Here is a 21,406-nt window from a genome sequence, read left to right on the forward strand (position 1 = left end):
TCCGCCATGGTCAGGGCTGCTGTGCGGCTCGCCCCAGCCGTCTCCGCGGCCGGCTCCAGCTGTCGTCGTCGCGGTCTTGGCCAGGCTCGGGCAGCGGGCCGAACCAGACATGGCCCTCCCCGGTGATCCGGCCCCCGCAGTGGGTGCAACGCCACCGGGCCGGCGTCAGCGTCCACGCCGCTTCGAGGTCCTCCAGCTCCTGGGCGGTGGCCGCGTTCGGCGTCAGCCTGGTCGGCTTCGTGCTGGGTGTCGAGGGTGGCCTGGTGCTCGGCGTGGGCCTGGGGGCCGTCGTGGTGCCAGATCGGGGAGCGGGGGCCACGTTCAATGGGTCTGACCTGCGGAAAAGCGCGATCACGGGTGGAGGTGACCGGAAGCGGTATCGGAAGGGGGATCTGCCGGAACGTTCTCGTCGTGCAGGCGGCCTCGGCCATCTCACGTTGTTCCCGCTTCTTGCGCTGACGGTCCTGCGCGGCGGCTTCCTCGCGCCGGCGCTGCTGATCCGCTTCCCGTTGTCGACGTTGTTCGGCGGCTTCCTCACGGGCGGCGCGACGTGTTGCCCCGGCTTCTTCCTGTCGTTGCTTGGCGGTCTTGGCGTGGTGGTCGGCCGGGTGAGGGTGTGAGGCATCCCATCCGATAGCGTTCCCGCATGACCGAGTCTCGGATAGTCGACCCCATCGCCGCCGCCATGCGACTGTTCCGACGGCTCCCCGAAGGGGCCGTGCATCACTATGTCGGCGATCTCGTCATTCCTGAGGGCGCGGGCGAATCGCTGTTCGCCGAGGTCCCGTTCGGCGAAGGCGAGGGGATCGTCTTCGATGAGCCGCTCTCCGGCCGATTCCCGCTCGTCCTCACCTTCACCCCGTCCGAGGACTGCCTGGACCGGCAGGGCATGCTGGTTGAGGCGGCGACCGTGCTTTTCCGCGAAGTTCCGCCGAACGGCGTTCGGGCTGTGGGCGGCACCGCCGGTCTGCTTCCCGGGGTCGGCATGATGTGGCTCGGCCGGTATGAGCCGTTGTTCGGGGGGTCGACGGATCCCCTGCTCATCGCGGCGATTCCGGAGCTGCGCCGCAGAGGCCTGGCGCGGGCCGACCAGGCCGGGTGGCAGCAGGCTGAGTTCGTGAAGCTCCTCGAGAGCGTTGAGGCATCCGACAGCAACGGCGCCTACGCGGAAGGCTGGCACGAACTCGTCCTGGACGAGGACAGCGGCGCCAACGCCTTCGGCTTCCTCACCGGCGAACGTAGCGCAGGCTGGGGGACGTTCGCGGACAGTGAGGGCCTGATGGTCGCGGCGGTGCTCGGTCTGGACGATTGATGACTCCCCTGGTCGGCCCCCCAGTCGGGCAGAGCGTCGATGATCCGGTGGCCGGCTACGTCGACCAGGACGCTGAGGGGTGCTGTCACGTTGACCGACGAGTGAGATGATCTTCGGGTTGGTCTGGCCGGGGAGTCGTCTGTCGTGGAGCGCGGGTCGCCGTCGTACAGGGGCCACCGGTACCCGGTGGAGATCATCTCCCTTGCGGTGTGCCGCACTTCCGCTCACCCGGCGCCGCCCAACGGTTCCCATCCGCGTTCAGCGGCATCTCACCCCACTTCCGACCCCGACGCCACCTGCTGGCCGCCGCTCAGCACCGCCTCGAGATGACCGTCCGCTTCACCGTCTGGGACCACGTCACCGCGACCATCGGCCCACCCACCGCGGCCTGACCCAGACGCCCGGACCGCACCCCACCGCACCCCACCGCACCCTGGCACACCCTCAGCCGGACACACGCGCATCAACGTGACAGCGCCGTGCCGACCGCTTCGGGCCGGCATTGGGGCGCCACCGTCGGCGCCGCTGCCCGGCTCCGGCCGGCCGCTCCCCCGGCGCGCGGCGGTCCGAAGGCAGTGCCCGGACGAGCGGGTTACGAGACGCCAGCCCGGATCGGGCCCCAGTGGCACGGCCGAAGTACCGAGCCAGACCTTCCGGGGTGACCGTGGCGCACGTCCGGGTGAACGGCCTCGACTTCTCGTGTCCTTGATCGTCGTGGGGAGTTGCGCCGGGTGTTGCCCTCTGTCCCCGGCTCGGGAGTTCTTTGTGAATCAGCCCCTCAACCAACAGCCTCTGCCCGCCGACGACCGCGCCAAGGTCTCCCGGCGCACCCTGGTCGGCTCGGTGGCCGGTGTCGCCGCGGTGACCGGCGTGACCGGTCTCGCCCACCGCGCGGTCGCTGCCCCGACCCCCGCACCCGCTGACGACACCACGCCAGGTGCTGGCAGCGGGGGTGGTGCCGACGAAGCGCAGGGCCGGGATCTGGCCCGGAAGATGCTGCTGGTCAGCGATGACGAGCAGGAGGACCTCAAGCTGTCCTACCTGCGGATCCTGATCGACGAGAAGCTGCCGCCGCGCGCACCGCGCAAGAAGGTACTGGTCGTGGGTGCGGGCGTGGCCGGTCTGACGGCCGCTCATCTGCTCAAGCAGGCCGGGCACGAGGTGGTGGTCATCGAGGCGAACGGCAGCCGGGTGGGCGGCCGGGTCAAGACCTTCCGCGGGATCTTCACCGACCCGGACCTGCACGCCGAGGCCGGCGCGATGCGGCTGCCCGACTTCCACCCCTTGGTGCTGGCGCTGGCCGACAAGCTCGGCCTGGGACGCCGGCTCTTCTACAACGCCGACGTGGCGCCGCGTGCCGTGCCCACGGGCGCCGTGCCGCCGGTGGTCTACCGCTCGTTCACCGGCGAGACCTGGAGCAATGGTGAGGACGGCGGCTCCTTCCGCGCGCCGACCGCCAACCTGCGCACCAAGATCGCCGTCAACGGCATCCAGACCACCCGCACCTCCTACGCGCAGTCTCCCCGCGCGGTCAACGCCACCTTCGGCACCACCCTCGGCACCACCACCACCGACGCCGTCACCAAGGCCTTCGCAGACGTCACCGTCCCCACCGGCCCGATCCGCGACCAGCTCTCCGCCTGGTCCCGCGTCTTCCAGCGCTACGACGGCTACTCCACCCACCGCTACCTGGTCGAGCAGGCCGGCTGGGACCTCGCCAAGGTCCAGGCCGTCGGCACCCTGGAGAACATGACCTCCCGGCTGCACTACTCCCTGATCCCCACCCTGATCGACCACGCCGTGATCAGCCCCACCAACCGCTACTGGGAGCTGGAGGGCGGCACCGACGTGCTGACCGAGGCACTGGCGGGCAAGCTTCGCAACGAGCTGCGCCTGGGGCGGCGGATGACCCGGCTGGTGCAGACCGACGCCGGGGTGCGGATCGAGACCACCGCCGAGAGCGGCACCGAGGAGTCCTGCGACGGCGCGCCGACCACGCCGCTGGAGACCTTCGAGGGCGACTACGCGATCGTCACCGTCCCGTTCAGCGCCCTGCGGTTCTGCTCGATCGAGCCGCTGATGTCGTACCAGAAGCGCCGGGCCGTCAACGAGTTGCACTACGACTCGGCGACCAAGGTCCTGCTGGAGTTCAAGACCCGCTTCTGGGAGGACGGGCCGAACGGCTTCACCGGCGGCGGCTGCGTCTCGGACAGCGCCAGCCGCTTCACCTACTTCCCCTCGCACTCCCCGGCTCACTCACCCGGCGGCGTCGTGCTGGCCTCCTACACCTGGTCCGACGACGCCATGCGCTGGGACTCACTCACCCCCGGCGAGCGCTACGCGTTCGCCCTGGACGACATGGAGAAGCTCTTCGGACCCAAGGTCCGCACCGAGTTCACCGGCGCCGGCGCCACCCAGTCCTGGGCCCGAGCCCGCTACGCGCTCGGCGAGGCCGTCATCTTCACCCCCGGCCAACTGCACGAGCTGCACCCCGCCACCCGCACCGTCGAAGGCCGGGTCCACTTCGCCGGCGAGCACACCAGCCTCAAGCCCGCCTGGATCGAGGGCGCCCTGGAATCCGCGGTCCGCGCCTTCCTGGAAGTGCACCCCCGCTGACCAGGCACTGACACCGCCGGCAGAGACCGGCTGGATCCCCCGCAGGATCGGGCCGGCGACACGGAGGGTGGAGCCGAGCCAGTACGGGATGTACGCGGGCCTGAGGCGACGTCACCTACGTGTACAACCTGAGCGTCACCAAGCCTGAAAAGACGACGCTGGGCGAGATGCCAAACACCTGCCGAGCGCCCTGATATCGGCGGTCGAGCCGGACGTCTTCGAGGACGAGGTCACGCCCCGCCCGGGCGGGGCGTGACCGATGAGGTCCGCGTCGCCACCGCCGGCCTGACCGCCGCACGCTGCCCGCGTGCCGGGAGGCCGTCCGTCTCCGGTATGCCGGTGGGGAGGAGTGGTACACCTCCACTGGCAGCCCAGTTCTCATCCGGGGCGGTGGTCTGGAGGTCCTGCGCGACGAGGTCTTGGCCCGGATCTGTCACGGTGGCGGGGTCGAGGCATCGCGCTAAGCCGCTCGGGGCCGACCTGGTCGGCCCCGGTAGCGCGGGGATGCCAGAATCGCGGGGCGCAGGGTGCCGGTTCCGTACCGGCCATTCGCCTTGTCGAGGACCGGTTCGAGTCGGCGCCGGTCCTCGGTGGTGCGGTCGAGGGTGAGTTGGACGTAGCCGGCGGCGGCGTGGTTGAGGTGGCCGACGCATGCGATAACGGCGCGGATCCGGGCCCACTGCAGCCCGAGGGCACCGTGGAGGGCGTAGCGGGCGTCCTGCGACCGGGATGTGGAAAGTTGGTTCTTGAGGGTGGTGTGGGTGTGATCGGCGTAGGTGATCTGCAGCTGGACCTGGCGGGCCTGCTGGTGGGAGGTGCACAGCCGGGCGCCGAGGTCGACAGCGACGGCGGGGAGTTCCTGGCGGACCTCTTCGGGGTCAAGGATGTCGCGGTCGAAGCGGCGGGTGGCGGCGATGTTGGTGGGAGGTCCGCTGGGGGCGATGCGGCGCGGGTCACGCCCGTGAGCGCGGTCATGGAGTAGACGACCGGTGCTGGCGCCGGCGACGCGCTGCGCGGTGGCCAGGGGCAGGTCGGCGAGCTGTCCCACGGGTGTGACGCCGTAGCGTGCCGGGGCGCGGGTGCGCGCGGGGCCGACGCCGGGCAGCGCTTCGACGGGCCGAGCGCGCAGGAACGCTGTGCTGGCGTCCGGGTCGTTCGGGTCGAGGACGTGGGTATGGCCGGGCCGGCAGGTGTCGGCGGCCGTGGTGGCGAGCATCCGGGTGGGGCCGACGCCGATCGCGGTGTGCAGGCCGTAGCGGGCGAGCAGGCGGGTCTGCAGCAGGTCGGCGAGGTCGGCCGGGGTGCGCTGGAAGTACTTCAGCGCACCCGTGACATCCATCAGCGCGGAGTCGGGCGGCAGCGCCTGGACGACGGGCGGCACGTCGCCGAGCACGCTGAACAGCTCCCGGTAGGTCTCGAACGTCGGCCGGGAGAAGCGCAGGCGGAGGATCGCTCGGCTCATCCGGCGCTGCCCTGATTCACCAGACGCTTCAGCATGTCTCGGCCATGTGGGGCCCCGCAGCTGCGAGGGCCTGTTCGACCAGTACGCGCAGTTCCTCGTCACGGAGGATCATCGGGTATCCCCCGTCGGCGCACAGGCGGCGGTCCGTGTTCCGGACCGTCAGCAGCGCGCGATCGGAGAACACTTCGATCAGCCGGTCCATCTGCCGGACCGGGAGTTCCCGGTCGAATCCCGCCGAGGCGTGAACGGCCGCGACCCACAGCACCGCAGGCTGCACAGCAGCTTCGGCTACCGCAGTCCCGCCGAGTACGAGACCGTCCTCGCGGCCTGACCACCACACCGACGGTGTCCGTCACAGCGGAGCAAGCTCACCGTTTCCCCGGCTCCCCGTGGATGCGGCCCGGGGCAACTGGGCTCCTGAATCGTCGGCTGCACTCCCCCCGATGTGGACACACCTGGCAATGGATCTTGTAGATCCAGGAAGGTGAGGATCCGCGTGGCAAGGCCATCGAAGTACAGCCCGGAGTTCAGAGCCGACGCAGTCGCACGGTGGCAGGCGTCGGCGGGCAGGCGCAACTCAGTGGCTGGTCCCCCCAGATGATCGACGCGATCGCGCGGGAGTTTCCGGGCCGGCTTCGGTTTCAGCCGCCGGGGGCTCTGTTCGGGCCACTTATGCAGAATCGTGGTTCCTGGACCGCCCGCTGGGACGATTCTGTTGGTGCTGCCCCGAGTGGCAGCACGGCCAGGGGAGACGACACGCCCGGCCGAGATGCCGCTTGAAGAGTTCGCGCAGGCGGAGGGGGCAGCAGTGCGGCGCTGAGCTCATGAGCTCCTGCTGAGGCGCCGGCGTGAGCCGGCGTCGAAGCCCTTGGGGCACCTGCGCCGGCTCCGACGAGCCGCGACGACTGACGAACGAGCCATACCAACGGTCACCGGCGACGTACGCCTGCCCCTGAACCCACCGGCTGCCCGCTTGAACCGCTGCCACCGCACTGACCCAGCACCTGCCAGCACCGAGCCTCAACCGCGCGTCTTCTGCCGCATCGTGTGAAGCGCCGGAGTAGGGAGTCCTGACCGTGCCGTCCTTGCTGAACTACACCATCCTCACCGATCCGACCTCGCTCTTGGCGTCGCAGCCCGGGGCACCGTCCGTGGGAACGGTGTACGTGATCGTCTCCAACACCCACCAGTCCGAGGTGCGGTGGGATTTCATCGATGTGGAGATACCGATCGGCAGCGGACCCGACGACCTGACGGGTAACCCCACGGCGATCAGCGCGAGCATCGAGAAGGACTACACGGTCAACCGGGAGCCGGAGCCGGCCTTCGACTGGGACAGCACGCTCGGCCGCTTCCGGGTGCATGACCCCTCCGGGGGGAGGCTGACCCTGCCTGACGAGGAGTCGCTGGTCCTGAAACTGGAGAACATACCGGTTTCCGACATGGCGGGGCTGGTCCGCCTGAAGATCCACGAGCGCTCCGGCGGCGGCGACAGCAACCTCCCCATTCGGCGGGCGAACTTCGTCACCACTCTCGGGCTGGTGAAGCAGGCTCCGAAGATCCCACGCAACTTCCGCCCGGAGAAGAACTCCCTGGTGGACGTGGATGCGAGCCAGAACGTCGTACTGACGTGGGAGGGGCCGGACAACCTCGACTACTGGATCCGCGATCCGCAGGGGAACGAGGTGCTCGTCCAGTCGGCGGCCCAGGGGCCGCAGGTGACCCAGCAGCCCTACACCTGGTCACCCCCCTCCGCACCGAGGCGCGGCACCACCTACACCCTCATCGCCGGGACGACCACCGCCGCGCAGCAGCAGCAGGGGTACTTCCTCACCACCACGGTCCACGCACTCGTCCCCGAGTTCGACGGCGGGACGCGTACTCCGTGGGTCGAGCAGGCGCCGAGCAGGAGCCGTGTCACCTTCTCCGCGGCCGGGGTGGAGATCCACAACGGGACCGGCGCCCTGGGAACCGTCCTGGCCGACAGGGTCGACGCGGAACGCGTGAACGCCAGGACGGTGCACGGCAACAACGCCGGCGACGGATGGATCGACTTCCCGTCATCAGGAGTGGAGATCCATCAGGGCGGCTCGAAGCAGCTGGGCACCCTCTCAGCAGAGAAGGCCGAGGTGGACCGCGTGGACACCAAATCGGTGCACGGCCGCAACCCCAGCGACGGATGGATCGACTTCCCGCAGGGCGGAGTGCACGTGCACAAGGAGGGCAAGCAGGACCGGGGGACCGTCTGGGCCGACCGGGCTGACGTGAACGGTGTGAAGACCGCATGGGTGCAGGGGCCGAGCGACAGCGACGGGTGGATCGAGTTCCCGCAGTCCGGGCTGAACGTGTTCCACGGCCAGGGAAGGGCCTGGGGAACCGTCTGGGCCGACAGGGCCGACCTGAACGGCGTGACCACGCATTGGGCAGAGGGACCGGACGGGAAGAAGAGCCGCATCGCCTTCACCGAAACGGGCGTGAAGATCACCGACCCCGAGAAGAAGCGGGGCACAGTGGTCGCCGGCGAGACCAACGTTCGCAGCGTGGTCACCCCCTGGGTGTCGGGGCCCCAGGCTGGAGCGGGATGGATCTCCTTCCCGAACGAGGGGGTGGACGTGCACCGGGATGGAGAGGTTTCCTTCGGCAGGATTCGATATGCCTCGTACAAGGAATCGCAAACGGTGAATGACCGCCCCGTGCACCGCAGGCTGCCCCCTTACGAGTGGCCGCCGCGATCCGGGAACTAGGTGTTCCGACCCTCGAGGTTGGGGACGCGGCTGGCGAGCACTCGCCTGCGAGTGCTCGCCAGCGCGGACCCCGCCGTGCTCGTCGGGCAGCCACAGCTCCACCGACCTGACCCCGGCCGGTCACCTCCACCAGCGCCTGACGCTCCGCCAGCAACCCGTGCCCCAACCCGAGGCCTTCTTTCCACAGTTGCTGGGTTTCTCGGCAGACTCACGCGAGACTCCCCGACAGAAGGCCTCAGCGACCTTGTTTTCTGCCCCGAAGTCAGAGCCACTGTGAACGCCCCCGTTCTCGCCTGATCTCGGCAAGGAGGCTGCTTACCGTGGCAAGGCCGGCTTGCTTATCGGCGGGAAGCCGCACGAGTAGGGCAGCGGACTCCTCGGCTGCCTGAAGGGCCTCGGCCGGGTGCAGCCGGCGCAGGTTTTTGGCAACGAGGTACAGCGCCGCAGCCAGAGCCCCCAGACGGCCGGGGTCGCGTGATCGGTGAGCAGCCGGTCCGCTCCTGCGCCGAGTCCGGCCGCCTCCAGCACCCCCTTGGCATCCCGGTACGGAAGCGCGCCGGTCAGCGCCGCGACGAAGGCGACGCGGGCCAGCTCCATCGGGGTGCTGGTGACCGCCCCGGCCTCGTTGAGCGTCTGCCAGTGGCGTCGTTCCCGATCCAGCAGGTAGGCGCTCAGGCCGGGCAAGTCCGGCGAAGTCGCCGTTGTGGCGGAGCGGAAGTGGTGGTCCACTGCGGCGAGCGCGGCCATGTGGACCGCCAACGTCACCCCGAAGTCCGGCCCGCGCAGTTCGACGGATGGCTCGACAGCGTGTGCGGACGCGCCGTAGAGAGCGGAGAAGGCGTCTCGCGAGGCGAGGAACATGCGGCGGCGCTCACTGTCTTCGCCCCGCCGACCGCCGCCGGCCTCGGCCAGCGGCGGCAGGGCCCGCGTCGAGGCGTCGGCCTGGGGACCGGTGATGGCGGCGCGAACGGCCGGCCAGGTGTCCCGGCTGCCAGCGCAGCTTCCGGATCACTCATCCAGACCTCCTCGACATCCAGGCCGAGCCGTCGGCATCTCAGATGACAACACTCTCCTCCACCCAAGGAGCTGAGGCACCGTCAATTCACCTTCCCTGGAAGAAGAAGATGCCGGATGTCCCAGCCCGGTTCCCGGCAGCACTCCGGCGCCACACTCCAGTTGTGCCTGTGCCTGTGCCTCATGAGACATGTGGAATGTGGAGAAGAGGCCGACCCAACGAGACCAACCGACAGACAGACGCAGTCCCGACCCCGGCCACACGCGGGGAGTCAGCAGCGCGGCCCTCCCCCGGCGCAGCACCGCGCCCAACCGCCGCGCCGCACGCGGGGAAAGAGGCGTGTCCGGTTGGGCGACCAGGACGTCCACCGCGCCACCCGGACGTCTTGGCCGCCCAGCGCCGCGAGCGCGCCCGTATCCGCAGCGAGGAAGGCATCCGCCGGGGCGGGCTGCCCCTGTCGACTGCGGCGTGACTTGGCGGACAGGTCGACGAGGGAACGACCCGACCGACGTTCCCTTCAGGAACTGCCCGGTGCTGTCAGGGCTGGAACAGCTTCCACTGCCCCTCGGAGACGACCTGGGCGGCGCCGTCGACCACCTTGATGGCGGTCTCGTCGTCGATCGCATACGTCGGCGCGGGAATCCGTGCCGCCCACCTCTCCGCGTTGGCCAAGGAGGCGTCGGGGTGATCCGGGTGCTCCAGGTGCGGGATCACCGCGAAGTCGACGAGTCCTGCTCCCTGTCCCGTGACCAGGATTCTGTCGACGTCACCCTGAGGCGTGGCGAAGACGATGTCTTCCGACCTCAACGGTCCATCGTTCCCGCGGGGCGGTTCGCGGTAGGTCTCGACAAAGGTGGAGGCAACAGCCATGCTCCCGGCGCTCACCCCCACGTAGACCGCCTCGGAGCGCAGCGTCGGCAGCAGGCCGGTCAAACCGGAGCGCCGCATCCAGTTGGCGAGAAACAAGGGGTCGCCGCCCCATACCAGCAGTGCGTCGGCGGCCTGGACCGTTGGCACCCAAGCAGCCTCCTCGATGCTCGGCAGCGCCGTCAGCTCCAGGACCCCCAACGATTTCCAACCCAAGCCACACAACGGCGACGGACCCTCACCGGAGATCGCCCGCCACGCCATGCCGGGCCCGCCAGGGAAGGGGTAGATGGCGGTGGGGATGAACAGGGCGTTGGACTCGGCGATCGGTTTGCCCAGCAGATCGACCAGCGCGTCGTGGATGCTGCTGTTCTTGATCCCGGACGACGTGAGCAGTGCCCTCATGTGCCTACCTCCCTGAGTTTGCCTACTGCGGAGAACTCGCTGCGCCCCGAACATCGGTCCGATCACGACAACGAGACACTCCAGCACCATAAAACGCGGGTACGACACAACCCGGCCAACGTAACCAGTCAGAGCACCAGCAGAGCCTCATGGTGCTGATGATCTTGCCTGTGACCAGTAAGCCGCTGACCGCGGTGTCGCCGGTGGCCAGGCCGACCAGAGTGGTGCTGCCGACCGCGTAACTCGCGCCCGGGCCGCCGATCTTCGTCCACGCGGCCGGGCCGGTGCCGCTGCCGCTGTCTCGTTGATGCAGCCGTCGTTCGGGTTGGTCGCGAAGAGGCCGAGTCCGCCGGCGTAGATCGCGGTGGCCGCGCCGCCGATGGTCGTCCAGCCCGTGCCGTCCCACTTGGCCCGTGTCCGCGGTGGTGTCCCCCAGCGAACGCCGTAGCGCCGCCTGGGCCGGTTCACCCTGGCGCGACTGAGCTTCTCGGTCGGCGAGTTGAGGATCCGAGTGCGGCCACGATACCTCGGGCATGGTGGATCCACCTGGTCACGCCAGTGAGGCGTGGGCTGTCGGCGGCGCCTCCTGGACTGCGGCGCGCGAACGCAAGCGAAGGAGCAGAGATGGATCGACTCACCGGCCGCGACGTCCTCGCCCTGCGGAGGGCCGTGCGTGACGCGGCCACTCCCTGGGCTGAACTGACGGCGGCGGTGCGGGCCCTGGGCCGGGTCGGCGAGGCGGAGCAGGAGCACGCGACGCAGGCCTTGCTCGGCCGCGACTTTCCCATGTCGCTGGCGGAGCAGACTGCCGAGGCGATAGCGGATTACGCCGCGCCGCACCGCGAGGCACTGGCCGAGCGGCTGCGCGGGTCTGCTACGGCCACGGGGGCCTTCGACGAGGACCGGATCTGGGCCGCCGAGGCGCTGGCCGCGCTCGGGCCCGAGCACCGGGGCGAGGCGGTGGCGGCGCTGCGCGGCGCGATCGCCGACCCGCAGTCCGGCCGGTCGGCCCCTGCTCGCGCCGTCCAGCTGCGCTGGACCGCCGCGGTCGCCCTGGCCCAGATGGATTCGGCGCTGCGTGACGAGGCCGCGGACGTGGTGCGCCGCGAGGACCTGATGAACGACGGCTGGGAGAACGAGGTGGCCCGCGCCGAGCACCTGCACGACATCGGCGGGGCGTGCTCCGAGGAGGCTACCCGGCTGCTGCTGGCCCTGCGCGAGGAAGTGGACGACGAGTTCGCCGTCGACGTGGACGAGGCGCTCAACCGGATCAGCGGGGTATCGCCTAGCGAGCCGGCTGGGACCGGCACGGCCGATGCGCTGTCCGCAGCGGAGTCCGCCGCCCAGCTGCGCGCCAGACTCGCGGCAGGTCAGGGGGAGCGCGGAACCGTCTTCGTGGCCTTCTCGGACGCCGCTGTCAGCAGCATGTGGGCGGTCCTGCGGCCCGTCGAGTTCGGCTCCGTCAACGCAACCTGCCGGGAGCTGAGTCGGACGCCTCGGGTGGACCAGGACAGCCCCGACCGGGGCGCCTCGGCCGAGGACCACGTTGTCGAGCTCAACCCGGAGCAGCGCTACCACCGGCCGGTCACCATGCGCTACCGCTACCACCCGGAGCTGAACGCGATCCTGGTGCTCACCGTGCTGATCGGTACCTGAGCTCCGACAGCCGGTGAGCATCACTACTACCGCGACCTCAAACCACTGCTCGACCAACTCGCCGCCGTCGACCCCTGGTGATGGGCGCTGCGGTTTTGTTGTTGTGCCGGATTGCGGCGGCCACGGCCAGGCAGATCAGCTCCGAATCCGTCAGCAGCGGGGGCCGACCGCGCCACCGAGGCCGCTTCAGCTGGTCGTCGACCTTCACCTACAGTGCGCTGATGAGGGTCTCCAGGCCTGTCGCCACAGACGGATCACGGCGGCCCTCGCCACGTCTACGGCGTCCGCTTTGGAATCTTCTCGTCTCGTACAAGCATGCGCGTGTAGTCTCCCGGTTCATGGCGATGATCTTCGATGATTTCCTGGCGGCGGCGGACTCGGCGGTGGCGCTGTTGGCGTCGGACGAGGTGGCGGCCGGGTGGGGCAGGGCGAGCGCGTGCGAGGGCTTCACGGTCGGGGGGCTGGCGGCGCACCTGGGGTGGCAGGTGCAGTCGGCGCGGTGGGCGCTGGAGTGCCCGCGCCCGGCGGCGGACGCGCCGGTGACCGGTCTGCTGGGGCATTACGCGGCCGTGCCGTGGCTCGGCGCCGGGGTGGACGCGCCGGTGAACGTCGGGATCAGGGACAGCGGGGAGCAGCGGTCGCAGGCCGGTCCTGCGGAGGTGGCGCGGGTGACGCGCGAGGCGCGGGACGAGGTCGTCGGGCTGTTGGCCGCGGCGGCGCCCGGCGAGGCGGTGGCGATGCCGTGGATCGAGGGGCGGGCCATGACCGCAGAGGACCTTCTGGCCACCCGGCTGATGGAGTTGCTGGTGCACGGCGACGACCTGGCTGTGAGCGTCGGGGTGGCGACAGCGGCGGTGACGGACTCGGCGTATGAGCGGGTCAACGACCTGCTCGTACGGCTCGCGGCTCGTCGGCACGGCCCAGTGGCGCTGCTGCGGGCGCTGGCCCGGGCGGAGCGGGCACCGGAGACGGTCTCCGCGTTCTGACCCCGGGGCTCTGGCCGCAGCGGCCAGTTGGACCTGTGCAAGAAGCCACGTGGACAGGGAAATCGCAACTTCGACATGGCTCGCAGAGGCAGCTACCTTTGCCTGGCCTTCGGTGGTCGCCCACGGTCGCACGGGAGTTCCTTCAGGCTGGGCCATCCGCGACGGGATGAGCCGGTCACGCCCCACGAACCCTCGCCCCCATGCGTAAGCCACCGAACCGGGTCCACGCCAGGCAGCCCCAACCAGGGAGAGACGCATGCCCCAGCTTGCTCTGTACACATTCGGCGTCCTGAAGTCACCTCTCGCCGATCCCGCACCTCTCACGCGCGAGTTCTACGACACTGGTGAGGCCGTCTACCGGAAGATCAGTCAGCACCCCGGATACCTCGCGCGTGCTGAAGCGGCAGACGGTGACCGGGGCATGCTCTTCGGGGCGGACTGGGGTGCATGGGGAGAGTTCGCCGTACCGACCTGGTACGGCAAGGGCCATACGGTGGAAACCACCGCCCTGGCCGCGACACTCTCACTCTGGACCGACCTGCACCCCGCCTTCGACGCCGTCTACACCGGTCTGCACCGTGAGGCGCTGAACAGGCGTTACGACTGGTTCGAGAGGACAGGGCACCCGAACTACGTGTGCTGGTGGGTCTCCGACGGCGTGATACCCACCTGGCGGGACGGGGTTTCCAGGCTGGAGCACCTCCACGACCACGGCTCCGTGCCGCACGCCTTCACCTTCCACCACTCGTTCGCTCCGGACGGAACTCCGACCAGGATCAAAGACACCGGGCCGAAGAGCGACCAGGTTCGCTGACTTCGTGACAAGGAATCCTGAACGACTGGACTCGCTGTCAAACGCCTCGGTTGAATGACGGCGAACAACTGCTGTCCGTTCTCGCGTACGGAGCCAGCCGCTCGTGGTGTCACGGCCGAAGCGTCAACCGAACGTGAGCCGCATTCGCGCTGCTGCACTGGTTCCGCCGCCTTCGTATCCGCTGGGAGATCCGCGACGGCATCCACGAAGCCCTTCTCACCCTGGGCTGCGCCATCATCTGCTGGCGACGTCTCCGCAACGAGTCACTCTGTCAGGAGTCCTGAGGGCTCCTGACCATGTACGGCCGCAAGGACCGCGACCTCCCAGCCGAAAGCCACCACCAGCCGCCCGTCCTGCGTCACGGCCAGCGCGCCCGTTACCGTTTTCGTGGCCCCGCAACGGGGCTCCCGGCCTCCGGGCCCGGCATGACTTGTCGCCCCAGTCGATCATGATCGAAAAGGTGCTGTCACCGGGCACCGGAGGCATCGGCAGACCGCTGATTAGGGGCACGAGCGCCGAGCCCGGCCAGGGTGAGGCAGGCTCTTCGTAACGTGGATGCCGGCACGCTGATGCCGCAGGTGGGGCCGGGGAGGGCGCGACATGGAGAGTGCACGTGATCGACACGGGTGACATCGACGTCTACCTAGGCCTGGACGTCGGCAAGGGCGAACACCATGCCACAGCCCTGACCCCGGCGGGCAAGCGGGTCTTCGACAAGCGGCTGCCCAACACCGAGCCGAGGCTGCGCGAGGTGTTCGGCAGGCTCCAGGCCAAGCACGGCACCGTGCTGGTGGTGGTCGACCAGCCCGCCTCGATCGGCGCGTTGCCGCTGGCGGTGGCCCGCGACACGGGCTGCCGTGTGGCCTACCTGCCCGGCCTGACGATGCGACGGATCGCCGACCTCTACCCGGGCGAGGCCAAGACCGACGCACGCGACGCGGCGATCATCGCGGACGCCGCACGGACGATGCCGCACACCCTGCGCGACCTGGCGCCGTCCGACGAGACCGTCGCCGAACTGGAGATGATCGTCGGCTTCGACGACGACCTGGCCGCCGAGTCGACCAGGATCAAGAACCGACTGCGCGGCCTGCTCACCCAGATCCACCCCTCACTGGAGCGGATCCTGGGCCCAAGACTGGACCACCCCGCCGTCCTGACACTGCTCGAACGCCACGGCTCACCGGCCCAGTTGGTGAAGGCCGGGCGACGCCGGCTGGTGACCCTGCTGCGGCCCAAGGCCCCACGGCTGGCCGAGCGCCTGGTCGCGGACATCTTCGGCGCCCTCGACGAGCAGAGCGTCGTCGTGCCCGGCACCGAGGCCGCCTCGCTGATCGTCCCCAGCCTCGCCGGCTCGCTGAGCTCCGTGCTCGACCAGCGCAGACTCCTCGCCGCCCGCATCGAGGAACTGCTGGAGGCCCACCCTCTTTCCCAGGTCCTGACCTCCATGCCCGGCATCGGGGTCAGGACCGGAGCCCGCATCCTCATCGACGTCGGCGACGCCAGCAGCTTCCCCACCGCCGGCCACCTGGCCGCCTACGCCGGCCTCGCACCGGTGACCAGGAGCTCCGGCTCCTCCGTACGCGGCGAGCATCCCTCCCGTCGTGGCAACAAACAGCTCAAACGCGCCTTCTACCTCGCCGCGTTCGCATCCCTGTCCCAACCCGAATCACGTGCCTACTACGACAAGAAGCGACGGCAGGGCAAACACCACGTCGCCGCCCTCGTCTGCCTCGCCCGACGACGCATCGACGTACTCTTCGCCATGCTCCGGGACGGCACCTTCTACGAGCCCCCGGCCGCCATCGCCGCTTGACGAAAACCATAGGGGCACCTTTTCGGGGAACACCAATTCCGCACCGACTGCAGCAGTGCGCTGCGGCGCCCCCCGCCTTGGCCGACACGACGTCGCGCAACGCGCGTGTGGGTCGGTGCGGCGGTTGACCGCCGCACCGACCCACAGGCGTGCCGCTCAGGTGTTGCTGTCCCAGCGCGGCGCGCCGTTGCACGGCGTTGTGTTCGGCAGTGGTGCGTAGATCACGAGGTTGCCGTCGGTCTGGAAACACAGGTAGTAGTACGAGCCGGTGTTGCCGCCCGTTCCGGAGTTCCACAGCGGCTGGTTGTTCTTCTGCACGACGAGGTTGCCGTCGTTCTGCATGATCGCTCCGGCGCCGGGATTGCCCTCGGTCTGCGTGTTCCACAGCGGGTGGCCGTTCACGTCGTAGATCACCAGGTTGCCGTCGTTCTGCATGGTGAGCTGGTACTCGCCCACGCACCAGCGAACGCCGGGGGCGAGGTTGCTGCCGGGAGCCCAGGCCTTGTCGGCCGTCAGGCCGACCTGGCAGGGGATCCAGGCGTCGTTGGGGGCCACGGTCGCGGCGGACGCTGGGGTGGAGCCGAACGCCGCAGCGGCGGCGAAGGCGACGGCGGCAAGCCGAAGGGCTGCCAGACGGGATCGCATGCGTCTGGCGAGTTCGGCGGTCTCGGGGCCCCGTGCCGGCCATGCCGTCGGACTCCCGCGCGGTCAAGCCGGTCCACACCGCGACGACGGACCCAGCACACCGCCACCGGCAACACCCCGCCGACCACGCCCCGGGGCGGAGCATCCGCCCGCGGCACCGCCGCCTCGAACCGGAGAACAGCCCGGGCTTGGGCAATGTCCTTCGCCAGTACCACGGGCCGGCCCCGCGCCACTGGAGCGCTTCCGCCGCCGTTTCCAGAACCCCCGTCACCCACGGGTCGGGCCCGCTGCCGCCCCGACAGCGGGCCCGACCGGGGCAAAGCGGTCACTCGACGATGACCGCCATGTCGCCGTAGGTGGCGTACCCGGCGTCGAAGGCCGCCTCGCTGATCTGCAGCTGCCCGCGGGCCGGGTCGTTGACCAGATACTGTCCGTTGCTGGCCGCGGTCACGACGACGGCGTGCTCGGACGGGCCGGCGTAGGGCACCACCTGGCCGTCGTACGCGGTGTACGAGCCCGCCGCGACGTCACGCCAGTTGTAGTCGACCCAGACGATCGCCGGGTGTCCCGCGGCAACCGCGCTGCGCAGCTGGGCCGGGGAGATCCCCTGTCCGGCCGCCGCCACGGACAGGCCGTAGGACTGCGCGGCCTGGGCGATCGGCGGATAGTACACGCCGAAGCCGGTACCGGCTGCCTCCGAGCCGTTGGGGTCTCCCACGAAGGCCCGGAACGGGTCCCCGGACAGCGGCCCGGAGACCCCCGCCTGGGGATGCGCCAGGTCGACGCCGATGCGCCCGAGCACGTCCTGGTCCGACACCTGCACCCCCCGTCCGGCCAGCACCATGCGCAGGGAGGCCGCCTCGCAGTCGTTGCCCAGTTGCTGCTGGTAGGCCGGGACAGCGGCGGTGGCGGCGCTCGCGAGGGGCGTGCCGGCCAGCATGACAGCGCTGGTCAGGACGGCGGTGACGGCCGCTGCCAGCCTGCCGTGCCGCTTCGTCGCCGGCCGGTCCGGCATGGGGCGCCTCCCGGCGCGCGGTGCGGTCGCGGGTGACGAGGCCGCGGGTGGAACCGGCCGTCGCGGACTCGGGTGCGGGCGCCGCCCGCCGTTCAGAACGTCCTCGTGGCTCTCCATGGCTCATCTCCTTCCCAGGGCTCCTCATCGTCTGAGGGCCGGACATCCGCCGCCGGCTGCCGCCGACCTGGGCGCAGGCTGGCTCTCTACGGACGTCCCCTCCATCGAACCTCGGCTTCGCCCGCTTCGCCTCGCGGTGACCCCAGCGCTGGCGGAGCCGGCCACTGTGGTGTAGACGGCGGGAGTTGCCCGGACAGCCGGCAACCGCGACCTGCGCGTGGCCTGGAGCCCGGAGGGGAGCCGGGAAGCGCCGTGCTGTGGAAGGAGCCGCAGGGCGGCGCTGCCACGGTGCTCGCCCACATCGCGGATGTCCGGGCCGACGGTGACGGTGACGGTGGACCAACTGGCCGGCACGAACACTTCATCACAGCAGAAGGGATCTTCCGCATCGACGGGCGTGCGGTGGATTCTGCTGGCCGTCCGTCACATCCCCACGCCCAGCGTCAACGCTGGCTGACCATGCCCGCACAGATGATCAGGATCCGCTGCTCGCGAGGTACGCGCGCCAGTCGCCGTGGTGGGTGATGTCCGTTCCCGTGGACGCCGTGTACGGGTCGCATTGGAAGCCCAGCACCCAGCTGCCCTCGGCGAGTTCGATCCGCCCCAGGGACATGGGAGCGGGCAGGGCGGCCAGGAAGCGGCCGAGGGCGGCGGGTGAGAGGGTCCAGCGTTCTCCGGTGATCGGGCCTCCCGCGCCCGGGCCGACCCGCACGAGGCCGGGCTTCGCCGGGTCGGTGGTCAGCGCGGTGAGGCGGTAGGCAGCGGTCGTGGTGACCTCGCCCGCGTAGCGGGCGCCGGTGTCGGTGAGCTGGTGGCTGAGGGGCTGGCCGCGCAGGTGGGCACCGAAGACGGCGAGGTCGACTCCGGTGTCGGGCAGGGGGGCTGGGGCCTGTTCGCCGGTGAGGCGGGCGGCGATGTCGAGGGCGGGCTGGTCCTCGAAGGCGCGGGTGATGACGCTGACGCCGAAGGGGCTGCCGTCGGCCCCGCCGGCCGGGACGGCGACGGCGGCGAGGTCGAGGAGGTTGACGAAGTTGGTGTAGGTGCCCAGGCGGGAGTTGATGGTGACGGGGTCGGCCTGGACGGCGGCGATGTCGGGATGCTCGGTGGTGGTCGGCAGGAGCAGCGCGTCGTAGCCGGACAGGAGGCGGTGGGCGAGCGCCTTGTACACGTCGAGGCGTTCCTGGTCGGCGGCCAGGGCGTGGGCGGGCAGTTCGGCGGCGGCGAGGATGATCCCGGCCACCGTGGGGTCGGCGGCCGACGGGTCACGGGCGATGAACTCGCCCACCCCGGCGTAGCGTTCGGCGACGAGTGCGCCGTCGTAGAGGAGTCGTGCCGCCTGCAGCAGGGGTGAGACGTCGATGACGGTGGCCTCGGCGCCGGCGGCCTCCAGGCGCTTGACGGCCGTGCGGAACGCGGCCCGTGCCTGCGACGAGAGCGGTGTGAGGTCCTCGTCCCTGGGGATCGCGACGCGCGGGTGCTCCGGGGCTGACAGGCGTACGTCGTCCGGCCAGGTGCGGCTCAGCGGGTCGCTCTCGGCGGGGCCGATCACGACGGCCAGGGCCCGCTGGGCCTCGGTGAGGGTGCGGGCGAAGACGGTGACGGCGTCGTAGGAGCGGGCGGCGGGGATGACTCCGGTGGTGGGGACCAGGCCGAGCGTGGGCTTGATGCCGACGATGCCGTTGAGGGCGGCGGGGACGCGGCCGGAGCCGGCGGTGTCGGTGCCGAGGGCGATGTCGGCGATGCCCAGTGCGACGGCGACCGCCGATCCGGAGCTGGAGCCGCCGGAGATCTACCGGGCGCAGTACGCCGCCTCCTTCGCCACCCAGTCCCAGTCCTACAACCCCACCGCCTGGGCGCAGTTGGCCAAGGATCTCGGTGCCGCCCAGGTGGTGCTGACCACCCGTCACCACGAGGGCTTCGCCCTGTGGCCCAGCGGCCACCCCAACGCCCGGACCTCCGGCGACGCCCCGTTCCCCGCCGGCGCGGACTTCGCCAAGGGCCACGTGAACGCCGTGCGTGCGGCGGGCCTGCGGGTCGGGCTCTACTACTCGCCCATCGACTGGCGCTACCCCGGCTACTACGACGTCACCGGCGCCAAGCCGCCGAGCCCCGCGCTCACCTCCGACTGCGTGCTGCCGAACAGCCTGTACCCGTGGAACTACGAGGGCACCGACCCGGCCGGCTTCGACTACCACGAGGACGCCCGGACCATGAAGAACGAGGTGTACCAGTCCGTGAAGGAACTGGTCACCGACTACGGCGCGGTCGACGACTTCTGGTGGGACGGCGGCTGGCTGGCGCAGCAGGGCACCGATGCGGCGGGGTCCTTCTTCTGGGAGCCCGGCCAGTACCGGGACCCCGGCAACGGCTGGCTGGTCGACGCCGCGTACGGCGAGGACGAGTCGAGCACCGGCAAGCCGCTGGGGCTCACCGGCCTGGTGCGCCGGCACCAGCCGAACGCCGTGGCCAACTCGCGTTCGGGATGGGTGGGCGACTACGACATCGAGGAGGGGGGCTACGTCTCGACCGGGCCGATCCGGTTCGGCGGCCTGGTCCAGAAGGCCTTCAGCATCTCCGGCACCACCTGGGGTTACGACGGAGACGTCGCCATGTCCTTCTCCCAGGCCATGGCCGTCTTCGTCAACGCCTTCGTCCGCGACATGTGCGTGATCGTCAACGTCGGCCCGGGCGCGACCGGTACGGTTCCCGGCAAGCAGGCGGCGGTGCTGCGACAGGTCGGCGGATTCATGAGCGTCAACAGCGAGGCGCTCTACAGCACCCGCGGCGGCCCGTGGAACCCGGTGGAGGGCCAGTACGGCTTCACCTTCACCAACCAGACCGTCTACGCGCACCTGCTGGCCGGCTACAGAGGCGGCGGCAGCAGCTTCACCACCCCGTCGCTGGGCGACGCGAAGGTCACCTCGGTGTACGACGTGGTCTCCAAGAACCCGCTCTCCTTCACCACGAGCGGCGGGAACAGCGTCACCGTCACCGGCATCGACCGCACCCGCCACCCCGACGACACGATCGTGGCGATCGTGCTCGACCGCCCGGTGGTCCCGACGGACATCGCCCGCGGCGCCACGGCCACGGCCGACAGCGTGGAGACCGCACACGGGAACCTGGCGGCCAACGCGGTGGACGGGGACACCTCCACCCGCTGGTGCGCGGCCGACGGCAGCACCGGCCACTGGCTCCAGGTCGACCTCGGCTCGGTGCGCCCCGTCGCGGGAGCCCGGATCGCCTGGGAACAGCCCGACAACGCCTACCGGTTCCGGATCGACGGTTCCTCCGACGGGTCCACCTGGTCGACCCTGGCCGACCGGACCGGGAACAGCACCGCGGCGCAGGTGCAGGCCCCGACCTTCACCGCCCAGGCCCGCTACCTCCGGGTGACCGTCACCGGTGGTCTGAGCAGCAGCGTCTGGGCCTCGATCCGCTCGTTCGAGGTCTACGACCGCCCGTTCCTGGACCCGTCCCTCTCCGGCGGCGACCTCGCGCTCGGCCGGCCCGCCGGCTCCTCCTCCAACGAGAACAGCTCGCTGGTGGCGGCCAACGCGTTCGACGGCAACCCGACCACCCGCTGGTCCGGCCAGTTCTCCGACCCGCAGTGGCTCCAGGTCGACCTCGGCTCCACCCAGACGGTCGGACGGGTGGTCCTCAACTGGGAGTACTCCCACGCGACGGCCTACCAACTCCAGGTCTCCGACGACGCGAGCAACTGGACCACCGTCTACTCCACCACCAGCGGCAACGGCGGTGTGGAGAACATCAGCGGCCTGTCCGGCTCCGGACGGTACGTGCGGATGTACGGCACCGCGCGCGCCACCCAGTGGAGCTACTCGCGCTACTCCATGGAGGTGTTCAGCAGCTGACCCGGACGGGTCGGAACGGGTCCGCCGGATCGCCATCCGGCGGACCCGTTCGCAGCGCCGG

General features: G+C 70.3%; 16 protein-coding genes and 2 pseudogenes. 10 read left to right on the top strand and 8 right to left on the bottom strand.

All coding sequences use genetic code 11. The annotated features are described in order from the left end of the window. Positions 1-206: 206 nt before the first annotated feature. The 4 genes and pseudogenes from OG403_RS00110 (at position 207) to OG403_RS00125 (ending at position 3,928) form a co-directional block, all read left to right on the top strand. Positions 207-620, top strand: coding sequence for a hypothetical protein (locus OG403_RS00110; RefSeq protein WP_329560313.1), 414 nt, complete (start codon positions 207-209; stop codon positions 618-620). Positions 621-646: 26 nt separating this feature from the next. After that, positions 647-1,312: a hypothetical protein gene (locus tag OG403_RS00115; RefSeq protein WP_329560314.1), complete on the top strand. Its 666-nt coding sequence runs from the start codon at positions 647-649 to the stop codon at positions 1,310-1,312. 218 nt (positions 1,313-1,530) lie between these two features. Then, positions 1,531-1,704, top strand: a pseudogene (locus OG403_RS00120) (IS6 family transposase); the annotation flags it as partial. A gap of 373 nt (positions 1,705-2,077) precedes the next feature. Then, positions 2,078-3,928, top strand: coding sequence for a flavin monoamine oxidase family protein (locus tag OG403_RS00125; RefSeq protein WP_329560315.1), 1,851 nt, complete (start codon positions 2,078-2,080; stop codon positions 3,926-3,928). A 460-nt stretch (positions 3,929-4,388) separates the two neighbouring features. Here the strand turns inward: OG403_RS00125 and OG403_RS00130 are convergent, their stop codons facing one another. Next, positions 4,389-5,390: a DNA polymerase Y family protein gene (locus OG403_RS00130; protein WP_329560316.1), complete on the bottom strand. Its 1,002-nt coding sequence runs from the start codon at positions 5,388-5,390 to the stop codon at positions 4,389-4,391. Between the two features lie 28 nt (positions 5,391-5,418). Further along, a complete protein-coding gene (locus OG403_RS00135; protein ID WP_329560317.1) occupies positions 5,419-5,592 on the bottom strand; it encodes a hypothetical protein in 174 nt (57 codons plus the stop codon). A gap of 883 nt (positions 5,593-6,475) precedes the next feature. Between OG403_RS00135 and OG403_RS00140 the strand changes: the two genes are divergently transcribed. Continuing rightward, on the top strand, positions 6,476-8,134 hold the full coding sequence (locus OG403_RS00140; protein ID WP_329560319.1) for a hypothetical protein: 1,659 nt from the start codon (positions 6,476-6,478) through the stop codon (positions 8,132-8,134). Positions 8,135-8,449: 315 nt separating this feature from the next. Here OG403_RS00140 and OG403_RS00145 read toward each other — a convergent pair whose 3' ends face one another. Both OG403_RS00145 and OG403_RS00150 read right to left on the bottom strand, forming a co-directional pair. After that, the gene (locus tag OG403_RS00145; protein ID WP_329560320.1) at positions 8,450-8,995 is read right to left on the bottom strand and encodes a hypothetical protein; all 546 of its coding nucleotides are present in this window, start codon (positions 8,993-8,995) and stop codon (positions 8,450-8,452) included. Between the two features lie 691 nt (positions 8,996-9,686). Next, entirely contained in the window at positions 9,687-10,421 is a 735-nt protein-coding gene (locus OG403_RS00150) for a Type 1 glutamine amidotransferase-like domain-containing protein (RefSeq protein WP_329560323.1), read from the bottom strand. A gap of 624 nt (positions 10,422-11,045) precedes the next feature. Between OG403_RS00150 and OG403_RS00155 the strand changes: the two genes are divergently transcribed. Beyond that, a complete protein-coding gene (locus OG403_RS00155) occupies positions 11,046-12,077 on the top strand; it encodes a hypothetical protein (RefSeq protein WP_329560325.1) in 1,032 nt (343 codons plus the stop codon). A gap of 109 nt (positions 12,078-12,186) precedes the next feature. Here the strand turns inward: OG403_RS00155 and OG403_RS36625 are convergent. After that, positions 12,187-12,285 (bottom strand): annotated as a pseudogene (locus tag OG403_RS36625) (IS982 family transposase); the annotation flags it as partial. Between the two features lie 130 nt (positions 12,286-12,415). Between OG403_RS36625 and OG403_RS00160 the strand changes: the two are divergent. The 3 genes from OG403_RS00160 to OG403_RS00170 all read left to right on the top strand — a co-directional run bounded on the left by OG403_RS00160 (position 12,416) and on the right by OG403_RS00170 (position 15,693). Beyond that, complete coding sequence (locus OG403_RS00160) at positions 12,416-13,063, top strand: maleylpyruvate isomerase N-terminal domain-containing protein (RefSeq protein WP_329560326.1); 648 nt, start codon at positions 12,416-12,418, stop codon at positions 13,061-13,063. Between the two features lie 256 nt (positions 13,064-13,319). After that, complete coding sequence (locus OG403_RS00165) at positions 13,320-13,877, top strand: DUF3291 domain-containing protein (RefSeq protein WP_329560327.1); 558 nt, start codon at positions 13,320-13,322, stop codon at positions 13,875-13,877. A gap of 613 nt (positions 13,878-14,490) precedes the next feature. Beyond that, positions 14,491-15,693, top strand: a complete 1,203-nt coding sequence (locus OG403_RS00170) for an IS110 family transposase (RefSeq protein ID WP_442910842.1) — start codon at positions 14,491-14,493, stop codon at positions 15,691-15,693. A 156-nt stretch (positions 15,694-15,849) separates the two neighbouring features. Here OG403_RS00170 and OG403_RS00175 read toward each other — a convergent pair whose 3' ends face one another. From OG403_RS00175 to OG403_RS00185, 3 genes are all read right to left on the bottom strand, one after another. Then, the gene (locus OG403_RS00175; protein WP_329560328.1) at positions 15,850-16,338 is read right to left on the bottom strand and encodes a hypothetical protein; all 489 of its coding nucleotides are present in this window, start codon (positions 16,336-16,338) and stop codon (positions 15,850-15,852) included. Positions 16,339-16,663: 325 nt separating this feature from the next. Next, positions 16,664-17,353 carry a C39 family peptidase gene (locus tag OG403_RS00180; RefSeq protein ID WP_329560330.1) on the bottom strand — a complete coding sequence of 230 codons (690 nt, stop codon included), beginning with the start codon at positions 17,351-17,353 and terminating at the stop codon, positions 16,664-16,666. 592 nt (positions 17,354-17,945) lie between these two features. Continuing rightward, positions 17,946-19,259, bottom strand: coding sequence for an allophanate hydrolase (locus tag OG403_RS00185; protein ID WP_329572026.1), 1,314 nt, complete (start codon positions 19,257-19,259; stop codon positions 17,946-17,948). On the opposite strand from OG403_RS00185, the gene OG403_RS00190 reads away from it, so the two are divergent. Further along, a complete protein-coding gene (locus OG403_RS00190) occupies positions 19,210-21,345 on the top strand; it encodes a discoidin domain-containing protein (protein WP_329560332.1) in 2,136 nt (711 codons plus the stop codon). The genes OG403_RS00185 and OG403_RS00190 overlap by 50 nt on opposite strands. Positions 21,346-21,406: the final 61 nt, after the last annotated feature.

Origin of the sequence: Kitasatospora sp. NBC_01266 (genome assembly GCF_036242395.1) — a bacterium.
In the GTDB taxonomy this organism is placed as follows: Bacteria; Actinomycetota; Actinomycetes; order Streptomycetales; family Streptomycetaceae; genus Kitasatospora.

Bases quoted from the DNA above. Each gene is read 5' to 3' on its own strand.
- OG403_RS00115 (WP_329560314.1), top strand. From the start codon at position 647: ATGACCGAGTCTCGGATAGTCGACCCCATCGCCGCCGCCATGCGACTG.
- OG403_RS00130 (WP_329560316.1), bottom strand. From the start codon at position 5,390: ATGAGCCGAGCGATCCTCCGCCTGCGCTTCTCCCGGCCGACGTTCGAG.
- OG403_RS00135 (WP_329560317.1), bottom strand. From the start codon at position 5,592: ATGGACCGGCTGATCGAAGTGTTCTCCGATCGCGCGCTGCTGACGGTC.
- OG403_RS00145 (WP_329560320.1), bottom strand. From the start codon at position 8,995: ATGTTCCTCGCCTCGCGAGACGCCTTCTCCGCTCTCTACGGCGCGTCC.
- OG403_RS00150 (WP_329560323.1), bottom strand. From the start codon at position 10,421: ATGAGGGCACTGCTCACGTCGTCCGGGATCAAGAACAGCAGCATCCAC.
- OG403_RS00155 (WP_329560325.1), top strand. From the start codon at position 11,046: ATGGATCGACTCACCGGCCGCGACGTCCTCGCCCTGCGGAGGGCCGTG.
- OG403_RS00160 (WP_329560326.1), top strand. From the start codon at position 12,416: ATGGCGATGATCTTCGATGATTTCCTGGCGGCGGCGGACTCGGCGGTG.
- OG403_RS00165 (WP_329560327.1), top strand. From the start codon at position 13,320: ATGCCCCAGCTTGCTCTGTACACATTCGGCGTCCTGAAGTCACCTCTC.
- OG403_RS00175 (WP_329560328.1), bottom strand. From the start codon at position 16,338: ATGCGATCCCGTCTGGCAGCCCTTCGGCTTGCCGCCGTCGCCTTCGCC.
- OG403_RS00180 (WP_329560330.1), bottom strand. From the start codon at position 17,353: ATGCCGGACCGGCCGGCGACGAAGCGGCACGGCAGGCTGGCAGCGGCC.
- OG403_RS00190 (WP_329560332.1), top strand. From the start codon at position 19,210: ATGCCCAGTGCGACGGCGACCGCCGATCCGGAGCTGGAGCCGCCGGAG.